The organism is Streptomyces sp. LUP30 (genome assembly GCF_001746365.1).
GTDB lineage: Bacteria > Actinomycetota > Actinomycetes > Streptomycetales > Streptomycetaceae > Streptomyces.
On the sequence record NZ_MJAJ01000025.1, the window covers coordinates 1 to 15,078 of the forward strand.

A 15,078-nucleotide genomic window follows, 5' to 3' on the forward strand; every position below is an offset into this window, starting at 1 on the left:
CCTGCGCTCCATCGAAGCGACCCTGCAACGCACCGGCCTGGACCGCCTCGACATCGTCTACCTCCACGACCCCGACGACCACTGGCGCCAAGCGGCCGACGAGGCCATGCCCACCCTCGCCGCACTGCGCGACCAAGGCGTCATCGACGCCATCGGCGCCGGCATGAACCAGTCCGCCATGCTCGCCCGCTTCCTGCGCGAAACCCCCGCCGACGTCGTCATGCTCGCCGGCCGCTACACCCTCCTCGACCAGTCCGCACTCGACGACGTCCTGCCCGCCGCAGCAGAACACGACAAAAGCGTCGTCGCCGTCGGCGTCTTCAACTCCGGACTCCTCTCCCGCGACCGACCCACCGAAGGCATGAAATACGACTACCAGGACGCCCCACCACACCTCCTCACCCGAGCCCTGGCCATCGCCGACGTCTGCGCGGCACACGGCACCACCCTCCCCGCCGCCGCCATCGCCTTCCCCCACACCCACCCCAGCGTCGTCAACGTCACCCTCGGTATGCGCGGCCCCGACCAGGTGACGCGGAACGTGGAACTGCACCGGAGCACCGTCCCCGAGGCTCTCTGGGACGACCTCCGGCGCCAAGGGCTGATCAGGTCCGACGTCCCCTCCGGAAGCCGACGTCCGCCGACCGGCTGATCGTGCGGCGCCGCACGGACCGGGAGCGGCGCACCGGGATCGCACGCACCAAAGGAGTTCCCCCCTCCCCGGCCCCTGACCGGCCGGGCGACAACCACTGGGCGGCCACCGTCGAGGAGCTGCTCGACGTGGACTCATACGGCCTCTCCACGGCCATGAGCCGTGCACCCCGCTCAGCCGCCACAGTGCGCTGTCGCGGGTGACGCGGAAGGGCCGAGACCAACGAAGGACCCGCGGGGACGGTGTCGGCGACAGCAGCCGGCACCGTCCCCGCATGCGTGCCCGCGTCCTGGTCGGCGGCCGGGGGTGCAGCGTCGGCGACGTGTTTCGCAGGAACCTCGGACGCCCACCCCTGAGGGGCTCGCACCGGGCGGGTGGCGCGGCTACCGGGCCGATCCCGCCCGTCGCCCCTGGGCAGAACCGGACCTGCGGGAGCGGTCCGGCGAGCGACCGCAGGTAGGCGGCCACGCCGAAGCCGCCCCTCCGGCGAAGGGGCGGCTTCGGCAGGGCGAGCGGGCGGGAACGGTGGGGCCGGAAGGCCGTCGCCTTCCGGCCCCACCGACTGCCGCTCCGCATCGGGTCACCCTGTCACTGGATCGTCCAAGCCTGGTTTGCCTGATCGAGGGGCATCCACTGATCGATGGCGGCGCCGTTCGCCGTCGATCCGTTGCCCACCTCCAGGATCTGCCTGCTCTCGAAGTTGCGGATCACGAACCCACCGGTGGTCGGCTCGAAGTACCACAGCTGGTTGTTGCCGCCGGCGAAGGAGTACTGCTGCAGCGTGGTCCCCCTCCGATGGCTGAAGCCGTTGACGTCGAGGACCTTGCCGCTGTTCCTGCTCACGATCCGGTAGAGCTGCCCGCTGACCGGAACGATGTTCCACTGCTGGTTGGCTCCCCCGGTACTCGGCCACTGGACGACGCTCGCCCTGTCGGCGGTGGAGCTCTGGTACACGTCCATCACCTGACCGCTGTTGACGTTCTTGATCGTGTAGAACGTCGAGGGGTCGATGTTCGGGGTACTGGTCGCGTCCTCCAGCGCCCCGCCGGCCTGCTGGACACTGAAGTCAGTGATGAAGAAGTACGCGCCGTCGGTCTTGGCGACCCGCAGGTAGCGGAACTTCTGGCGGACGTCGATGTCGCCCGTCAGTGTCGAGGTGAAAGGCAGTGTGGTGGCGCCCTGGCGCCCCAGCACGGTGTAGGTGGCGAACGACGGGTCGTTGGAGCCGCGGATCTCGAACTGGCTGCGGGTCGCCGGCTGGTCAAGTTCCTGACGAGTCGTCAGGGAGAACTGTCCGAGCTGGTGGGCCTGCCCGAGGTCGACCTGCCACCAGGCCGAGGTGTCGCTCCCGGTCGGTGACCAGCCGGTGGCACCGTCGTTGTCGTCGGCTTTGGCCGCCCCCCAGGCGGAGCCGTACACCGAGGAGGAGGACGCCGGCTTGTGATGCGCCAGGTTGTTCCTGGCCGACAGCCCCTGGTAGGCGGGCTCCAACCCCGAGGCTTTGATGACCGAGTCGCCGGACGTCGTGTTGTCGGTGAGCGTGACGTGGGTGCCGTTGCGGTTCTGGTTGATGAATCCGTCGGTGTGCGACAGCACGTTGTTCGAAAGGGTCATGTTGTCCGACCCCTCGTCCAGGTAGACGCCCGCCACGGCTGAGCCGCAGGCGGCCGGGCCACGCACCACGTCGTGGATGTAGTTGCCGTTGATGACCGTGCCGGGGTCGTTGGAGAGGTGGTAGATGCCGGCGGAGTCGCAGAGCCGGTTCATCACGTTGCCGAGGCGGTTGTAGCTGACACTGTTGTTGCCTTCGGCGTTGGCCGCCGACTGCCAGCCCCAGCCGAGCGAGATGCCGGCCCACGGAGTGTCGGATATGTCGTTGTGGTCGATGGTGGTGCTGTTGACGAAGCCCGCGTTGACGCCGGCGGTGCCCAGGTAGTCCTCGCCGATCCGGGTGATCAGGTTGTTCTTGACGGTGACGTTCTTGACCACCTCCCGGGCGTCTTCACCGGCCGGAGAGGCGGGCGGGTTGTAGACGGTGTGGTACTCCACGGTCGGATCGGAGAACTTTCCGACCGTGATCCCGTTGCCGGCGATGTCGGAGATGAGGTTGCCGGTCACGGTGCTGTCGTGCACGCCGTGGTGGAGGTCGAGGGCGGTGGCGCCCATCTGCGTGAAGGTGTTGTCGGTGAAGGAGAGACGGTCGGCGTTCGCGGCCTGGACCCCGGCCGGCGGACGACCCACGAACTGCTTGTTGGAGCTGTCGGCCGAGATGTTGTAGTTGCCGCCCTGGGCGTTGAGGTAGCCGTTGTCGGTCGCTTCCATCCACGTGGTCCGGGTGAAGGTGATCCCGGAGAAGCGCAGGTCATGGACGGGACTGTCCAGGCTCGTGCCCTTGACGTCGAACAGCGTCCTGAGCGTGGGCGCCTGCACGGTGGCCGTGGACATGTCCTCGCCGGGGCGGGGCTTGTAGTAGACGGTCTGCGCGGCGGTGTCGACGTAGAACTCGCCCGGTTCGTTGAGGAACTCGTGGGCGTTCTCGAAGTGAAGGGGAGAGCCGTTGGAGAGTACCGGAAATGGCCGCGGGAAGAGGATGCCCGCCTCGTGGTCCTGGATCGACACGTTGGCGGTGCCGTTGCCGGAGGTGATCGACTTCAGCCGCAGATAGCTCTCGCCCCATTGCGTTTCCAGCATCATCTCGACCTTGCCGAGCTGGCCCCAGTCGGAGACCTGTGAACTGAGCACCTTCAGCAGCTTGTTGGTGTTGTCGCTGCCCTGCAGCTGAAAGTCCGAGCCGACGTCGGGGAAGCGGGCCCGGGTGGCACGGACCCCGTTGACGTACAGCTGCCGGAAGGTGAGGCCGCCCACGGGCGCCTTGTACTCGCCGTTCGCCGCCGCGGTCCAGCCGGTGATCGCCTGGCCGCCGGTGATCACGGGCGTCTCACCGTTGTACGCCTGGTAGACGACCGTGTGGCCGTTCGTGCCCGAGTCGCCGGTGCCGAAGACGACCGGGGCGGTGAGGGGGTAGGCGCCTCCGCGCAGGTTCACGACGATGTCGTCGGACATGTTCGCGTTGCGGGCGCGGACCGCGGTCTGCGCGGCCTGTACGGTCCTGAAGGCTGCGGCGGTGCTGTTTCCCGGGTTGCCGTCGCTGCCGTTGACGGGGTCGACGTAGAAGTTCGTCGTGGCCGCGTAGGCGGGTTGAGCGGGCAGCACGGCCGTGAAGACGACGGCTGCCGCTGCGAGCGCCTTGACCGTCCCCGCGCCGATGCGTAGGGGTCTCATCTGTGGTGTCCTCCTCCAAGTCCCGCCTGTATGAGTTGTATTTATTGAGGAAGAAGGCATCCGGGTCAAGATGATAGGCATGCCTATTTTCCCCTCTGGTGCACCACCGATGACCTACGGACGCATCATGGTCACGGGGCACTGACCACCGGCAGTAACGAATCACTGCAGCTGGCAGCGAGATCACCGTGACGTTCGACTGTTCACCGCGGCCCGCACCGTCGACTCGCCGAGACCACTCGCGCTAGATAAGTAGTACTCATTTCGGGGTTTCCGTCGTCCCCAATCCCTACCTCACACGGAAGGGGCAAGGCCAGGTGTCGGGCTCGTGGCCAAGTTCGAGGGCCGGCCGACGGAGGGGCGAGCAGCCAGGTCACCGGTCGCGCGGGGCGGGTCGTAGCGGGACGCGCCGGTGTGGACGGTGTCGCGCAGCAGCCGGGCAAGGGCGCTGTCGTGTCGGCGGCCAAGGCCGTCATCGTCTGCCGAAGCTCCTAGGCCGGCAGTTCGGCGTACCGGCCCTGGATGACCGACGCGTCGACGAGAAGGGGGCCTCATTCCTGCATGTACGCGGCATGTTGACCTCCTGTGCCCGATTGCTGCTGTCACCTATGAGGCGTGAACTGGCAACGTCACATTGGGAGGTCACACAACAGGGCGGGCCGACCGGCACAGGCCCTGGCCCTGGCCCTGGCCCTGCGGATGATCAGGCCGCCCTTCAGGTCGGTTCAGGTCAGCTCAGTTCAGGGGCGAAGCTTGGGCAGCAGCGCCCGGGCGGTCTGCGCCATGGCCGGCCAGGCCGCCTTGATCTGCTGATCCGTCAGGAGATTCAGGCTCTGCACCTGCACCTCGCATTCCAGGTTGCTGTCCCGGACCATCAGCCGGAGGTCGGTGGCGAACGGCGCGGAGTCCTTGACGTTCTCGTAGCGAAACGCCGCGCGGCCCAATCCCGGTTCCAGCACCACCGGTCCCTTGGCCTCACGCCGCGCGGAGGACAGCCGGTATGAGTGCTGCTTGATCGCGATTGCCACGTTCTTCCATGCGGAGCAGTAGACGATGGAACGGCCGTCCGTCTTGGCCCCGGCCGTCTTGAAGCCCTGCAGGCAGGCCGCGCCGCTGGCGGTCGCCGGATCCGAGCCGGTCTTCTCCCCCTTCGGCGAGCCTGCTCTCGGCGCGACGGCGGCGGTCAGCGGGCCGAAGTCGACGTTCGAGCAGAGGTCCGTCGGCGGACGGTAGTCACCCGTCCCGTGTGTCGGCTCGGCGGACGCCGACGGCGTGCCTGCGGCCTGGGCCGTGGCCTTGCCGTCCTCACCGCCGACGCTGCACCCGGCCAATGCGACGAGCACGAGCACCGTGCCCGTCCCCCGGCTCGCCGCACGAATGCCCATTCCCGTGAACCTCACTACGCCCCCATGTTCTTTCCCCTCGGCGCCGGTCAGTACCGGCCTGCGGCCAACGGCGTCGCCATCCTCGCAAAGCGCGGTGCCGGATACATCGGGGGAAACACTGAGTCGTCCCCGCCGTGGATGCGGCGGAACGGGAGATCGTCGTCAACTGCTCCGGCTCGGCACACCGTTCGGAGCGGCCAGGGGGCGAGTGCGGGCAATGTCGCAGGTGCGCCCCGGGCCGTCCGGGATCCTCGCCCTGCCCTGGCTCCGCTCCCCCGCGCATCGCCGGCCGACGAATCCGAGGTCTGCCGCCACCTGTTGAAAGGGGTGGAGGAGTCGGGTGCGGGGCATGTACTCCAGACCGGACGCACCGGAGGCACATCACGAGGAGGCCGTCATGAATCGTCAGGCCCGGATTCATGTCCGTGTGAGTCGTCGGCCCGCCTCGCCCTCGAGGGACGAGATCGACCGCAGGACGCCGTCGGGACGCCTCCTGCCGTACTGACGGAGGAGGCGGCGTCAGGCGGTGGGCCCGGGTGCGGGCGCCGGGCGGCACGGCGGTCAGGACCGGTTCCAGGAGCCGACGGTCTGTTCGCTGGGCGGCGAGCGCGACGGGGTGCGGTGAGCGGGATGCGGTGGAGCCCGCTTCTCACTCTTGCGAGTGAGGTGCGGGGGCCCGTCGGCCAGGACACTGAACGGCATGCGAAGCCCACGGATCGTCGACCCGCTGGTGGCGCTGGCCGTTACCCTGGCCACGGTCGTCCCCGTGCTGCTTCCACCCGTGCGTTGGTGGGTGGTACTGCCGGCACTGTTCGCTTCCGTACCGGTGCTGTGGCGGTGCCGGGCGCCGGTGCCGGTCACCCTGGTGGTCGGTGCGGCGATGACCGCGCTGGTGCTGTGGCAGAAGCCGCTGCTGCTGCCGTGGGGACCACTGGTGGGCGTGTACACGGTTGCGGCGTTGAGCCGTCCCCTGGTGCGGCTGGTGTCGTTGCCGATCACGGTGGCCGCCGTCTACCTCTCGCTGGCTCTGCCGCAGGAGAACACCGACGTCTATCCGCTCATGGGGACGGCCTTCCTCGCGGCGTTCGCGCTGGGCACAGCCGAACACGCACGCCGTTCACAAGCTGCGGAGCATGCCGAGCGCGCCCGGCGCCTCGAACAGGAGAGAGTCGCGGCGGTGCTGCGGGAACGCGCCCGCATCGCCCGCGACATGCACGACATCGTGACGCACTCGGTCGGTCTGATGGTCGTCCAGGCGGAGGCCGGTCCCTTCGCCCGGCGGGGCGAGGCCGACGCGACGGACCCCCGGGACCCCCGGACCGAGGTCTTCGACCTCATCGCCGACACCGGACGGGCCACCCTGACCCAGTTGCGTGCGCTGCTCGGTGTCCTGAGGGAGATCCCGGCGGGTGCGCCACAGCCCGGTCTCGCCACGCTCGGGGACCTCGTGCGGGCCTTTGAACTTCCGGTGACGCTGACCGTGGAGGGTGCGCCGCGCACGGTCCCGCCGGAGGTCGGTGTCGCCGCGTACCGGATCGTCCAGGAGGCGCTGACGAACGTGCGCAAGCACGCCGCAGCCGGTTCCGTGTCCGTACGGGTCCGCTGGGGCGGCGATCTGGAGATCGAGGTCGCCGACGACGGCCGGGGCGGCACGCCGCGACCGGGGGGCCTGGGGATCATCGGGATGCACGAGCGCGCGACGACGTGCGGCGGCACGGTGCGCACCGGGCCGGGACCGCGGGGGTTCACCGTCCTCGCGCGGTTTCCGGTGGAACGAGCCGCATGCTGAGCGTTCTCGTCGCCGACGACCAGGACCTGTTCCGAGCGGCGTTCGCCGCGATCCTGGACGGTCAGGACGACATGACGGTGGTCGGCGAGGCGGGCGACGGCGCCGCCGCGGTCCGGGCTGCGCACGCACTGCGGCCCGACGTGGTGGTCATGGACGTGCGGATGCCCATCATGAACGGGATCGAGGCCACCGAACGGATCTGTGCGGCGCTGCCTTCCCGGGTCCTGGTGCTCACCATGTTCGACCTGGACGAGTACGTCTACGACGCCTTGCGGGCGGGGGCCAGCGGGTTCCTGCTGAAGGACATCAGACGGGACGAACTCGCCCGGGCCGTCCGGACAGTGGCAGCGGGCGACTCGCTGCTCGCCCCCGCGGTCACCCGCCGGCTGGTGGAGGACCTGGTCAGGCGACCGAGCCACGGCGTCGCCCCTCGTCTTGCGGCCCGGCTGGGGCAGCTCACCGCCCGGGAGGCCGAGACGCTACGGCTCGTCGCCCGTGGCCTGTCGAACGCGGAGATCGCGGTCGATTTGGTCGTCACCGAGCACACCGTCAAGACGCACGTGAGCCACGTCCTCACCAAACTCGGCCTGCGCGACCGCGTCCAGGCGGTGGTGTTCGCCTACGAGTCCGGTCTTGTCGCACCGGGGAACCGGTAGTCCGTAGCCCATGGCTCGCGGGAGTGAGGGCGGAAAGCGCTCGTGGGAGGGACGCCCCGGGGCAGCCGCGCGGAACACGATCGCCCCATGACCGTCATCGTCTCGACCTTCGTCAGTGCCGTACTGCTGCTGTTCGGCACCGGCCTGCACCCGCTGCCCTGGCTCACCTGGCTCGCACCCCTGCCGGTTCTCCGGCTGGCCCCGCGAGTGGGTGCGCGTGTCGCCTGCTGTGCCGCGGGGCTCGCCTGGCTCCTCGGGCAGAGCAGGATGTGGCCGTACTTCCTCGGCACCCTCGGAATGCCGCTCCCGGCCGCAGGCTCCGTCATACTCGGCCAGGCGGTGGTGTTCGCCCTGCTGACCTGGGCATATCGCCGACTGTTGCTGAACGGTCGTCCGCTCACCGCCGCCGCTGCCGTTCCTGCCGGCTGGGTCGCGCTGGAGTACCTTCTCTCGCTGGCCCTGCCCCACGGCGCCTGGCTGAGCCTGGCCTACACCCAGGCGGACGTGGGGCCGGTGCTCCAGACCGCCTCCCTGACCGGTCCGTGGGGGATCACGTTCCTGGTGATGGGCCTCCCGGCGGCCCTCGCCGTGGCAGCGACGCCATGGGCGCAGGGCAGGGTCCGGGTTCTGGTGGTGGCCGCCCTCGTCCTCGCCCTGCCGCTCGGCTACGGCACCTGGCGGCTGGGGCAGCCCCACCCCGTCACCACCACCCGTGTCGCCCTGGTGGACACCGACCGCCCCGACGACACCGTCGACCTGGCCACCACCGCCGGCAGGCACCTCCTCGACCGCTACGTCACGCGGATCCGCGCTCTGCCCCGCTCGACGAGCACGGTGGTCCTCCCGGAGAAGACGTTCGCCGCGGACGAGCGGACGCTGCCGGTCCTCGCCGGGCCGATCCAGCGGCTGGCCGTCGAGCAGCGCCAGGACATCGTCGTCGGGCTGGTACTCGACCGCGCCGGGACGTCCTACAACGCCGCTCTCGGGTTCCGCGCGCACGGCGGCGAGCCGGTTCTGTACCTCAAGCACCACCTCATCCCGGGAGCCGAGGAGGACCTGCGGCCCGGCGGCGGGTGGGCGTTCGTCGCCCCCGGCCACGGCCTCATCATCTGCAAGGACCTGGACTTCCCGGCCTTGGTCCGCGGCTACCGCGGCCACGGCGCCACCCTCCTCCTCGCGCCCGCGTGGGACTTCACCGAGGACGGTCGGCTGCACAGCAGGATGGCCGTCACCCGCGGTGTGGAGAACGGCCTGACCGTGGCACGCACATCACGCGCCGGGAGGCTGACCGTCAGCGATCCGTACGGTCGGGTGCTCGCCGAACGCGTCACCGGCCAGGACGGCTTCACCACGGTCACGGCTGCCCTTCCCGCCCCGGCGGGCGCCACCGTCTACGACCGGTTCGGCGACTGGTTCGCCTGGCTCTGCATGCTGCTGCTCGCCCCCGTGGCCGTCGGTCGGTGGCGCGTTCAGGGGAATTCGAGGCCAGGTCACGTGGCGCAGCGACGGGCGTCCGCGACAGCGCGTGCGAGGCAGACCCGTGACTAGACGGGGCGACCAGTGCTAGAAAGGCCGAATGGAAGCCCGTTTTGCCCGAGATCATCACATATCGCGTCTTCGGTCACTGGTGCGGAAGAGCACCCGAACCGTCGCGGGCCAGATGTTCCTCATGCAGGTGACACTGGTGGTGCTGCTCGTGGCATTCGCCGTCTTCGCCCTTGTCCTGCAGTCGCAACGGCAGACCAACGCCGAGGCCAAACGAAGATCCATAGCCGTCGCCCAGACTTTCGCGCATTCGCCGGGCGTGCTGTCCGCGCTGCGAGCGCCCGACCCGTCGAAAATCCTCCAGCCGCAGACCGAGGCCGGACGCAAGTCCGCGGGCGTCGACTTCGTCGTCGTCATGGACACCAAAGGAATCCGCTACACCCATCCCCTGCCGGACCGGATCGGAAAGCGGTTCGTGGGAAAGATCGAGCCGGCGCTGGCGGGCAGGGTCTACACCGAAAGCGTGCACGGCCCCCTCGGCCAGGAAGTCCAGGCCACCGTGCCCATCCGGAACGCCCGAGGCCAGGTCGTCGCCCTCGTCTCCGCCGGGCTGAAGGTCAAGCACGTGACCGGCCTGGTCGAGCGGCAGATTCCGATCATCCTGACGGCCGGGGCGGGCGCACTCGTCGCGGCCACCGCCGCCACGGTGCTGGTGAGCCGGCGGCTACGACGGCAGACGCACAGCCTGGCCCCCAACGAGATGAACCGCATGTACGAGCACCACGACGCGGTGCTGCACTCCGTGCGCGAAGGGGTGCTCATCGTCAACGACGAGGGGCGGCTGCTGCTGGCGAACGACGAGGCCAAACGACTCCTGGAGCTGCCCCCGGAGGCAGAGGGACAGCACGTGTCCCAGATGTCGCACCTCGAACCCGAGATCATGTCGTTGCTCAGCGCCGGCCGGGAGGCCAGTGACGAGGTGCATCTGGCCGGGCCGCGGCTGCTGGTGGTCAACCAGAGGTCCACAGGCTACGGTGCGGGCCCCAAGGGCACCGTGGTGACCCTGCGCGATTCCACGGAACTGCGGGCCGCGTCGGGCAGGGCCGAAATCACCGGTGAGCGGCTGAAGCTGCTCTACGACGCCGGACTGGGCATCGGCACCACCCTCGACGTCGTCCAGACGGCCGACGAACTCGCCCGGATCGCCGTCCCCCGCTTCGCCGACTTCGTCACCGTGGATCTGGCCGACGCCGTACTGCACGGGGAGGAGCCCGCCACCACGGCAAAGGGCATGCGACGTGTCGCCGTATGCGGCATCCGCGACGATCAACCGCTCTACGAGAAGGACCGGCTGATCGACTTCCTTCCCTCCACACCCCAGGCACGCGGCTACGGCACCGGCCACTCCGAACTGGTCACCGACCTGTCCACTGCGACGGGCTGGCATCTGCAGGACCCGGAGCGCACCGAACAGATAGTGGACTATGGCATCCACTCGCTCATAGCGGCTCCGATCCAGGCCCGCGGGGTCGTGCTGGGCATGGTCAACTTCTGGCGCTCCGAGGAGCACGACGCCTTCGACCAGGAGGAGCTCTCGCTGGCGGAGGAACTGGTTGCTCGTGCCGCGGTCAGCATCGACAACGCCCGTCGCTACACACGCGAGCACGCCCTCGCGGTCACCCTCCAGCGCAGCCTGCTCCCGCAAGGCCTGCCTGAGCAGAGCGCCCTCGACGTCGGCTACCGGTACCTGCCGGCCCAGTCGGGTGTGAGCGGGGACTGGTTCGACGTGATCCCCCTGCCGGGGAGCCGTGTGGCGCTGGTCGTCGGCGACGTGGTCGGCCACGGTCTGCACGCCGCTGCGACCATGGGACGGCTGCGGACCGCGGTCCACAACTTCTCCACGCTCGATCTGCCGCCCGACGAACTGCTCAGTCACCTGGACGACCTGGTGGGGCGTATCGACCAGGACGAGGCGCGCACCGACGATCCCGCCGCCGTCGTGGGCGCCACCTGCCTGTACGCGATCTACGACCCCACGACGCTGCGCTGCACCATGGCACGTGCGGGGCACCTGGCTCCGGCATTGGCCGATCCGGACGGGAACGTCACCTTTCCCGACCTGCCGCCGGGTCCGCCGCTGGGGCTCGGTGGCATGCCCTTCCAGACCGCTGAGCTGGACATAGCCGAAGGCTCCCAGCTCGCCCTGTACACCGACGGTCTCATCGAGGACCGGACCCGCGACCTCGACGAAGGGATGGAACTCCTGCGCAAAGCCCTGGCCGGTCACCCTGAGCGTGCGCCGGAGGAGAGCTGTCAGGCCGTACTGGGGTCACTGCTGCCCCACCACCCCACCGATGACGTGGCTCTGCTCATCGCCCGTACCCATGCGCTGCCGTCGGACCGCATCGCCGAGTGGGACGTGCCACCCGATCCGGCCGCCGTCGGCTCGGTACGCGCCACGGCGACCGGCAAGCTCGACGAATGGGGCCTGTCCGAACTGGCCTTCAGCACGGAACTGGTGCTGAGCGAGCTCGTCACCAACGCTGTCCGCTACGGCTGCGAGCCGATACACCTGCGGCTGATCCACGACCGCACACTGATCTGCGAAGTGACGGACGGCAGCAGTACCTCGCCCCACCTGCGGTACGCCGCGACGACCGACGAAGGCGGCCGCGGCCTTTTCCTGGTGTCGCAGTTGACCGAGCGCTGGGGAACCCGCTACACGCCCCAGGGCAAGGTCATCTGGGCCGAGCAGGCGCTGCCGAAACCCTGAGACGCCCCGCAGTTTCGCCCTCGGTCCTGACGGTGGGGCAGCCGGGCCCGCGCACATCGCACGCCCCTCGCACGCCCCGACCGCGGAACGAGACTTTCCGGTGCGGCCCCGGCAATGTCGGGACAGCCGCTTGTTCAGTTCCTTGCGGAGCGTGGTCCGGTCCCGGGGGCGGCCGGTTCGGGATCGGTGGGCGCGCGGCCCACGTCCGACAGGGTCTCGCGGGCCCGGGCGTCGACGAAGCGGGTCACAAGATGCTGCGCAGCGCCGAAAATGACGGCCCAGGCCATGATCTGCGAACTGGAATCCAGAGCGCTCAGGCCGGGAATGAACGCCCCCTTGATGAGCAGCACCCCGATGAAAGCCGTCAGAGCGCCGGTCGGAAATTTCAGCAGAGCTGCCGAAAGCGGCAACATGTAAGGAGTACTGGTTCCCTGAATTCGGCGCAGGGAAGCAATGACCGTGAGCGCGGCACCGGCCAGCCCTGCCGCCTCGATCACGAGAACGTCGTCGGGCTGGGCGTAACGACTCGGAACATGGTGCGCTTGCACAACCTCTCCGGAGGGGCAGGCAATGGGGCCCCCGCTCTTGGGGATGAAACACATGTTGAGGGAATGGGGACAGGACCACCCCCAGACCGCGAGTCCACCGGCGCCGAGAAGAACGAAGAAGGTGGCGATCCGCAGAATGACGCTGAGGCTGCGCACTCTGCTGAATTCAGCGTCCAGCGCGTCGTACGAGGCACTCAGAGCGAGAACGAGGAGCTCGCGGTCCTCCGGTCGGGGCTTTTTCTTCTCCAGGCGCTCCTCGACCGCCTCCGTCCTCACCCGAAGCGGGTTGCCCGGCCGAAGATGCTGCTGGACGTGGCTCAGGACGTCAGTGCTTCGGCTCCTCAGGTCTTCTTCCGCACACAGCGTCAGTAGCATCACGTCGGTCGCGCGCACATTGGCCCAGGTCCTTTCCAGGGCCGCGGCTCCGGAGAAGAGACGCCTCCGTGCGGTGATGGCATTGCCCGCCTCTTCGAGCTGCCGCGAGATCCCCTCCAGCGTTTCCTCCCGTTGACACTGCTCGGCTGGGCTTTTTACCGCTCGGCACCTTTCACGGTCTGCTTGCTGTTCCAGATAGAGGATGCGTGCGGCAGCTCGCTCGCGCCAAGCCGTCCTGTGCGTCCTGAACAGGATTTTGGGTGACTCAGGGAACTGGACGACGTTCTTACGCCTGGTCGGCTGGTACGGGTGATCGTGCTTCGACGAGTCGGGTGCGGAGGCACGCACGAGAAAGAGCGAGGCGATCCACACGAGAACGAGGACGGAGAGGCTTCCCCTGGCCTTCGTCGGGCGTTCGGAACCGTTGAACTCTTTCCCGTTGGCCATCCCGACCTCCAGCAACGCTCCTCTTCGAGGTCAACCCCGAGTCCCATGCCCCGCTTCGTCCAGCATGGAGACACTGGCCGGCATGGGGGCCTCCCAGGTGTGGACGGCCGGTGGGAAGACGAGCTCACTCTTCATGGAAGCATCGTCGCGGAGGTGCTACCAGTCGGATCGACCCCGCCTGCAATTCATGGGCCTTCGAGGCTGGTTGAAACCCGGTTCCTCTTCGGGCTGTTCGTCGAGCTCCATGAACTCCATCTGCGAGCAGTGCCCTTGACGTGCGGTGGGTGCGCCGGGCAAGCAGGTCTTGCAGTTGCCAAACCACCCGCATCACTCAGACTGGAGGGAGCGGCGACCACCGAGAGGATCGACCCATGGCCAGCATCTTCTTCGCCGATTCCGAACATCCCATCGTTCCCAGTGCGACGGAGATCAGAGAAACCGATTCATTCGAGGTTCAGTGGAGCGCGGTCAACGCGAGCGACGTCGATGTGGCGGCCTTCACCGACCGGCTGGTGATCACGAGCATTCCGGAAGGCTGTCCGGGGACGGACGACGCGGAGCACCCGGTGGTCTTCGATGAGAGCTTCGATGAGCCGGCACTGGGACCCGGCCAGGCCGGTCCGCTCCAGAATCCGACCGTAGGGCCTTTCGCCGCAGGGGCCTACCGGCTGACGGTGACTCTCGCCGACGACAGCGGCACCGGATTCACCACTTTCGACTGCATCGACATCGACCCCGCGGTGTGAGAGCGAGCGGATCCCGGCCGAACCGGGCGCGCACGGGAGGCGCGTGAGCCTCCCGGGTAACTCGACCCGCCTGGCTGGGCAGTTACCGCGCCGTTTGCTGCCCCCGCGAAGACCGCAGCCGACCCGTTTGCCGGCGAGGCGCCGCGGCTGGGCTCGCGCGGCCGGGTTGCCGACCGGCCCCGGAAATGCCGCCGTCCGCGGTGACCCGCGCGACCCGCCTCGGGTGAGCCGTGTCTCACGGCTGCGACGTTGTTATGCAACGAGGTGCATAGGAAGATCGTGCGCATGGCGCTCGAGCACGCGATCCTCGTTTCCCTGCTGGAGAAGCCGGGCTCCGGCTACGAGCTGGCCCGGCGGTTCGAGCGGTCCATCGGGTACTTCTGGACCGCCACCCACCAGCAGATCTACCGCGTGCTCAAACGCATGACGAGCGATGGCTGGGTCGACGTCCGGGACGTCCCGCAGTCCGGGCGACCGGACAAGAAGGAGTACACGGTCGCCGGGCCGGGGCGGGAAGCGCTCTGCGCGTGGCTCCAGGAAGCGACCGAGCCCGAGAGCGTGCGGCACGACCTGGCGGTGAAGGTCCGGGGCGCCGCCTTCGGTGATCCGGCCGCCCTGATCGGTGAGGTCGAGCGGCACCGTCAGGCGCACACGGACCGCCTGGCCCACTACCTCGCGGGCGAGGCCCGTGACTTCGGGGAGCCCGCGGCAGGCGGTCCCCTCGACGCCGAGCGGGAGCTCCAGCACGTCGTGCTGCGCGGCGGCATGGCGTACGAGCGGATGATGATCGCTTGGCTCGACGACGTCCTCGCCACACTCGCCGGCTTCGACGCCGGTCGCTGACCGGCCGAGCAGGGCCCGTACCCATACCCGTACTTCTACCCCTACCTGTACTCGTCCTTCTGTCCGTCACTTTCCCCCTTCCTCCTTCCTCAGCCGA

At 68.9% G+C, this 15,078-nt stretch carries 10 protein-coding genes and 1 pseudogene; 7 read left to right on the plus strand and 4 right to left on the minus strand.

All coding sequences use genetic code 11. The features are described from left to right. The coding region (locus tag BG482_RS21240; protein ID WP_141746647.1) for an aldo/keto reductase at nucleotides 1–652 on the plus strand (652 nt) is incomplete at its 5' end. Between the two features lie 375 nt (nucleotides 653–1,027). On the opposite strand, the pseudogene BG482_RS45320 reads toward BG482_RS21240, so the two are convergent. The 3 genes and pseudogenes from BG482_RS45320 to BG482_RS21250 all read right to left on the minus strand — a co-directional run. Next, nucleotides 1,028–1,123: pseudogene (locus BG482_RS45320) on the minus strand (keto-deoxy-phosphogluconate aldolase); the annotation flags it as partial. 117 nt (nucleotides 1,124–1,240) lie between these two features. After that, the gene (locus BG482_RS21245) at nucleotides 1,241–3,934 is read right to left on the minus strand and encodes an RICIN domain-containing protein (protein WP_069770656.1); all 2,694 of its coding nucleotides are present in this window, start codon (nucleotides 3,932–3,934) and stop codon (nucleotides 1,241–1,243) included. 740 nt (nucleotides 3,935–4,674) lie between these two features. Then, the gene (locus BG482_RS21250; RefSeq protein ID WP_141746648.1) at nucleotides 4,675–5,319 is read right to left on the minus strand and encodes a hypothetical protein; all 645 of its coding nucleotides are present in this window, start codon (nucleotides 5,317–5,319) and stop codon (nucleotides 4,675–4,677) included. Between the two features lie 700 nt (nucleotides 5,320–6,019). Between BG482_RS21250 and BG482_RS21255 the strand changes: the two genes are divergently transcribed. The 4 genes from BG482_RS21255 to BG482_RS21270 all read left to right on the plus strand — a co-directional run bounded on the left by BG482_RS21255 (nucleotide 6,020) and on the right by BG482_RS21270 (nucleotide 12,022). After that, nucleotides 6,020–7,108, plus strand: coding sequence for a histidine kinase (locus tag BG482_RS21255; RefSeq protein ID WP_069770658.1), 1,089 nt, complete (start codon nucleotides 6,020–6,022; stop codon nucleotides 7,106–7,108). After that, nucleotides 7,102–7,764, plus strand: coding sequence for a response regulator transcription factor (locus BG482_RS21260; protein ID WP_069770659.1), 663 nt, complete (start codon nucleotides 7,102–7,104; stop codon nucleotides 7,762–7,764). The genes BG482_RS21255 and BG482_RS21260 overlap by 7 nt, the downstream gene beginning before the upstream one ends. A gap of 87 nt (nucleotides 7,765–7,851) precedes the next feature. Further along, nucleotides 7,852–9,312, plus strand: a complete 1,461-nt coding sequence (locus tag BG482_RS21265) for a nitrilase-related carbon-nitrogen hydrolase (RefSeq protein WP_069770660.1) — start codon at nucleotides 7,852–7,854, stop codon at nucleotides 9,310–9,312. A 112-nt stretch (nucleotides 9,313–9,424) separates the two neighbouring features. Further along, nucleotides 9,425–12,022 (plus strand): SpoIIE family protein phosphatase, encoded by a 2,598-nt coding sequence (locus tag BG482_RS21270; protein ID WP_176741436.1) that lies wholly within the window; start codon nucleotides 9,425–9,427, stop codon nucleotides 12,020–12,022. 134 nt (nucleotides 12,023–12,156) lie between these two features. Here BG482_RS21270 and BG482_RS21275 read toward each other — a convergent pair whose 3' ends face one another. Beyond that, nucleotides 12,157–13,392 (minus strand): hypothetical protein, encoded by a 1,236-nt coding sequence (locus BG482_RS21275; protein ID WP_256096426.1) that lies wholly within the window; start codon nucleotides 13,390–13,392, stop codon nucleotides 12,157–12,159. Nucleotides 13,393–13,763: 371 nt separating this feature from the next. Here BG482_RS21275 and BG482_RS21280 point away from each other — a divergent pair, with 371 nt between their 5' ends. After that, nucleotides 13,764–14,138 carry a hypothetical protein gene (locus BG482_RS21280; protein ID WP_069770662.1) on the plus strand — a complete coding sequence of 125 codons (375 nt, stop codon included), beginning with the start codon at nucleotides 13,764–13,766 and terminating at the stop codon, nucleotides 14,136–14,138. 285 nt (nucleotides 14,139–14,423) lie between these two features. Beyond that, complete coding sequence (locus tag BG482_RS21285; RefSeq protein WP_069770663.1) at nucleotides 14,424–14,981, plus strand: PadR family transcriptional regulator; 558 nt, start codon at nucleotides 14,424–14,426, stop codon at nucleotides 14,979–14,981. Nucleotides 14,982–15,078 lie beyond the last annotated feature (97 nt).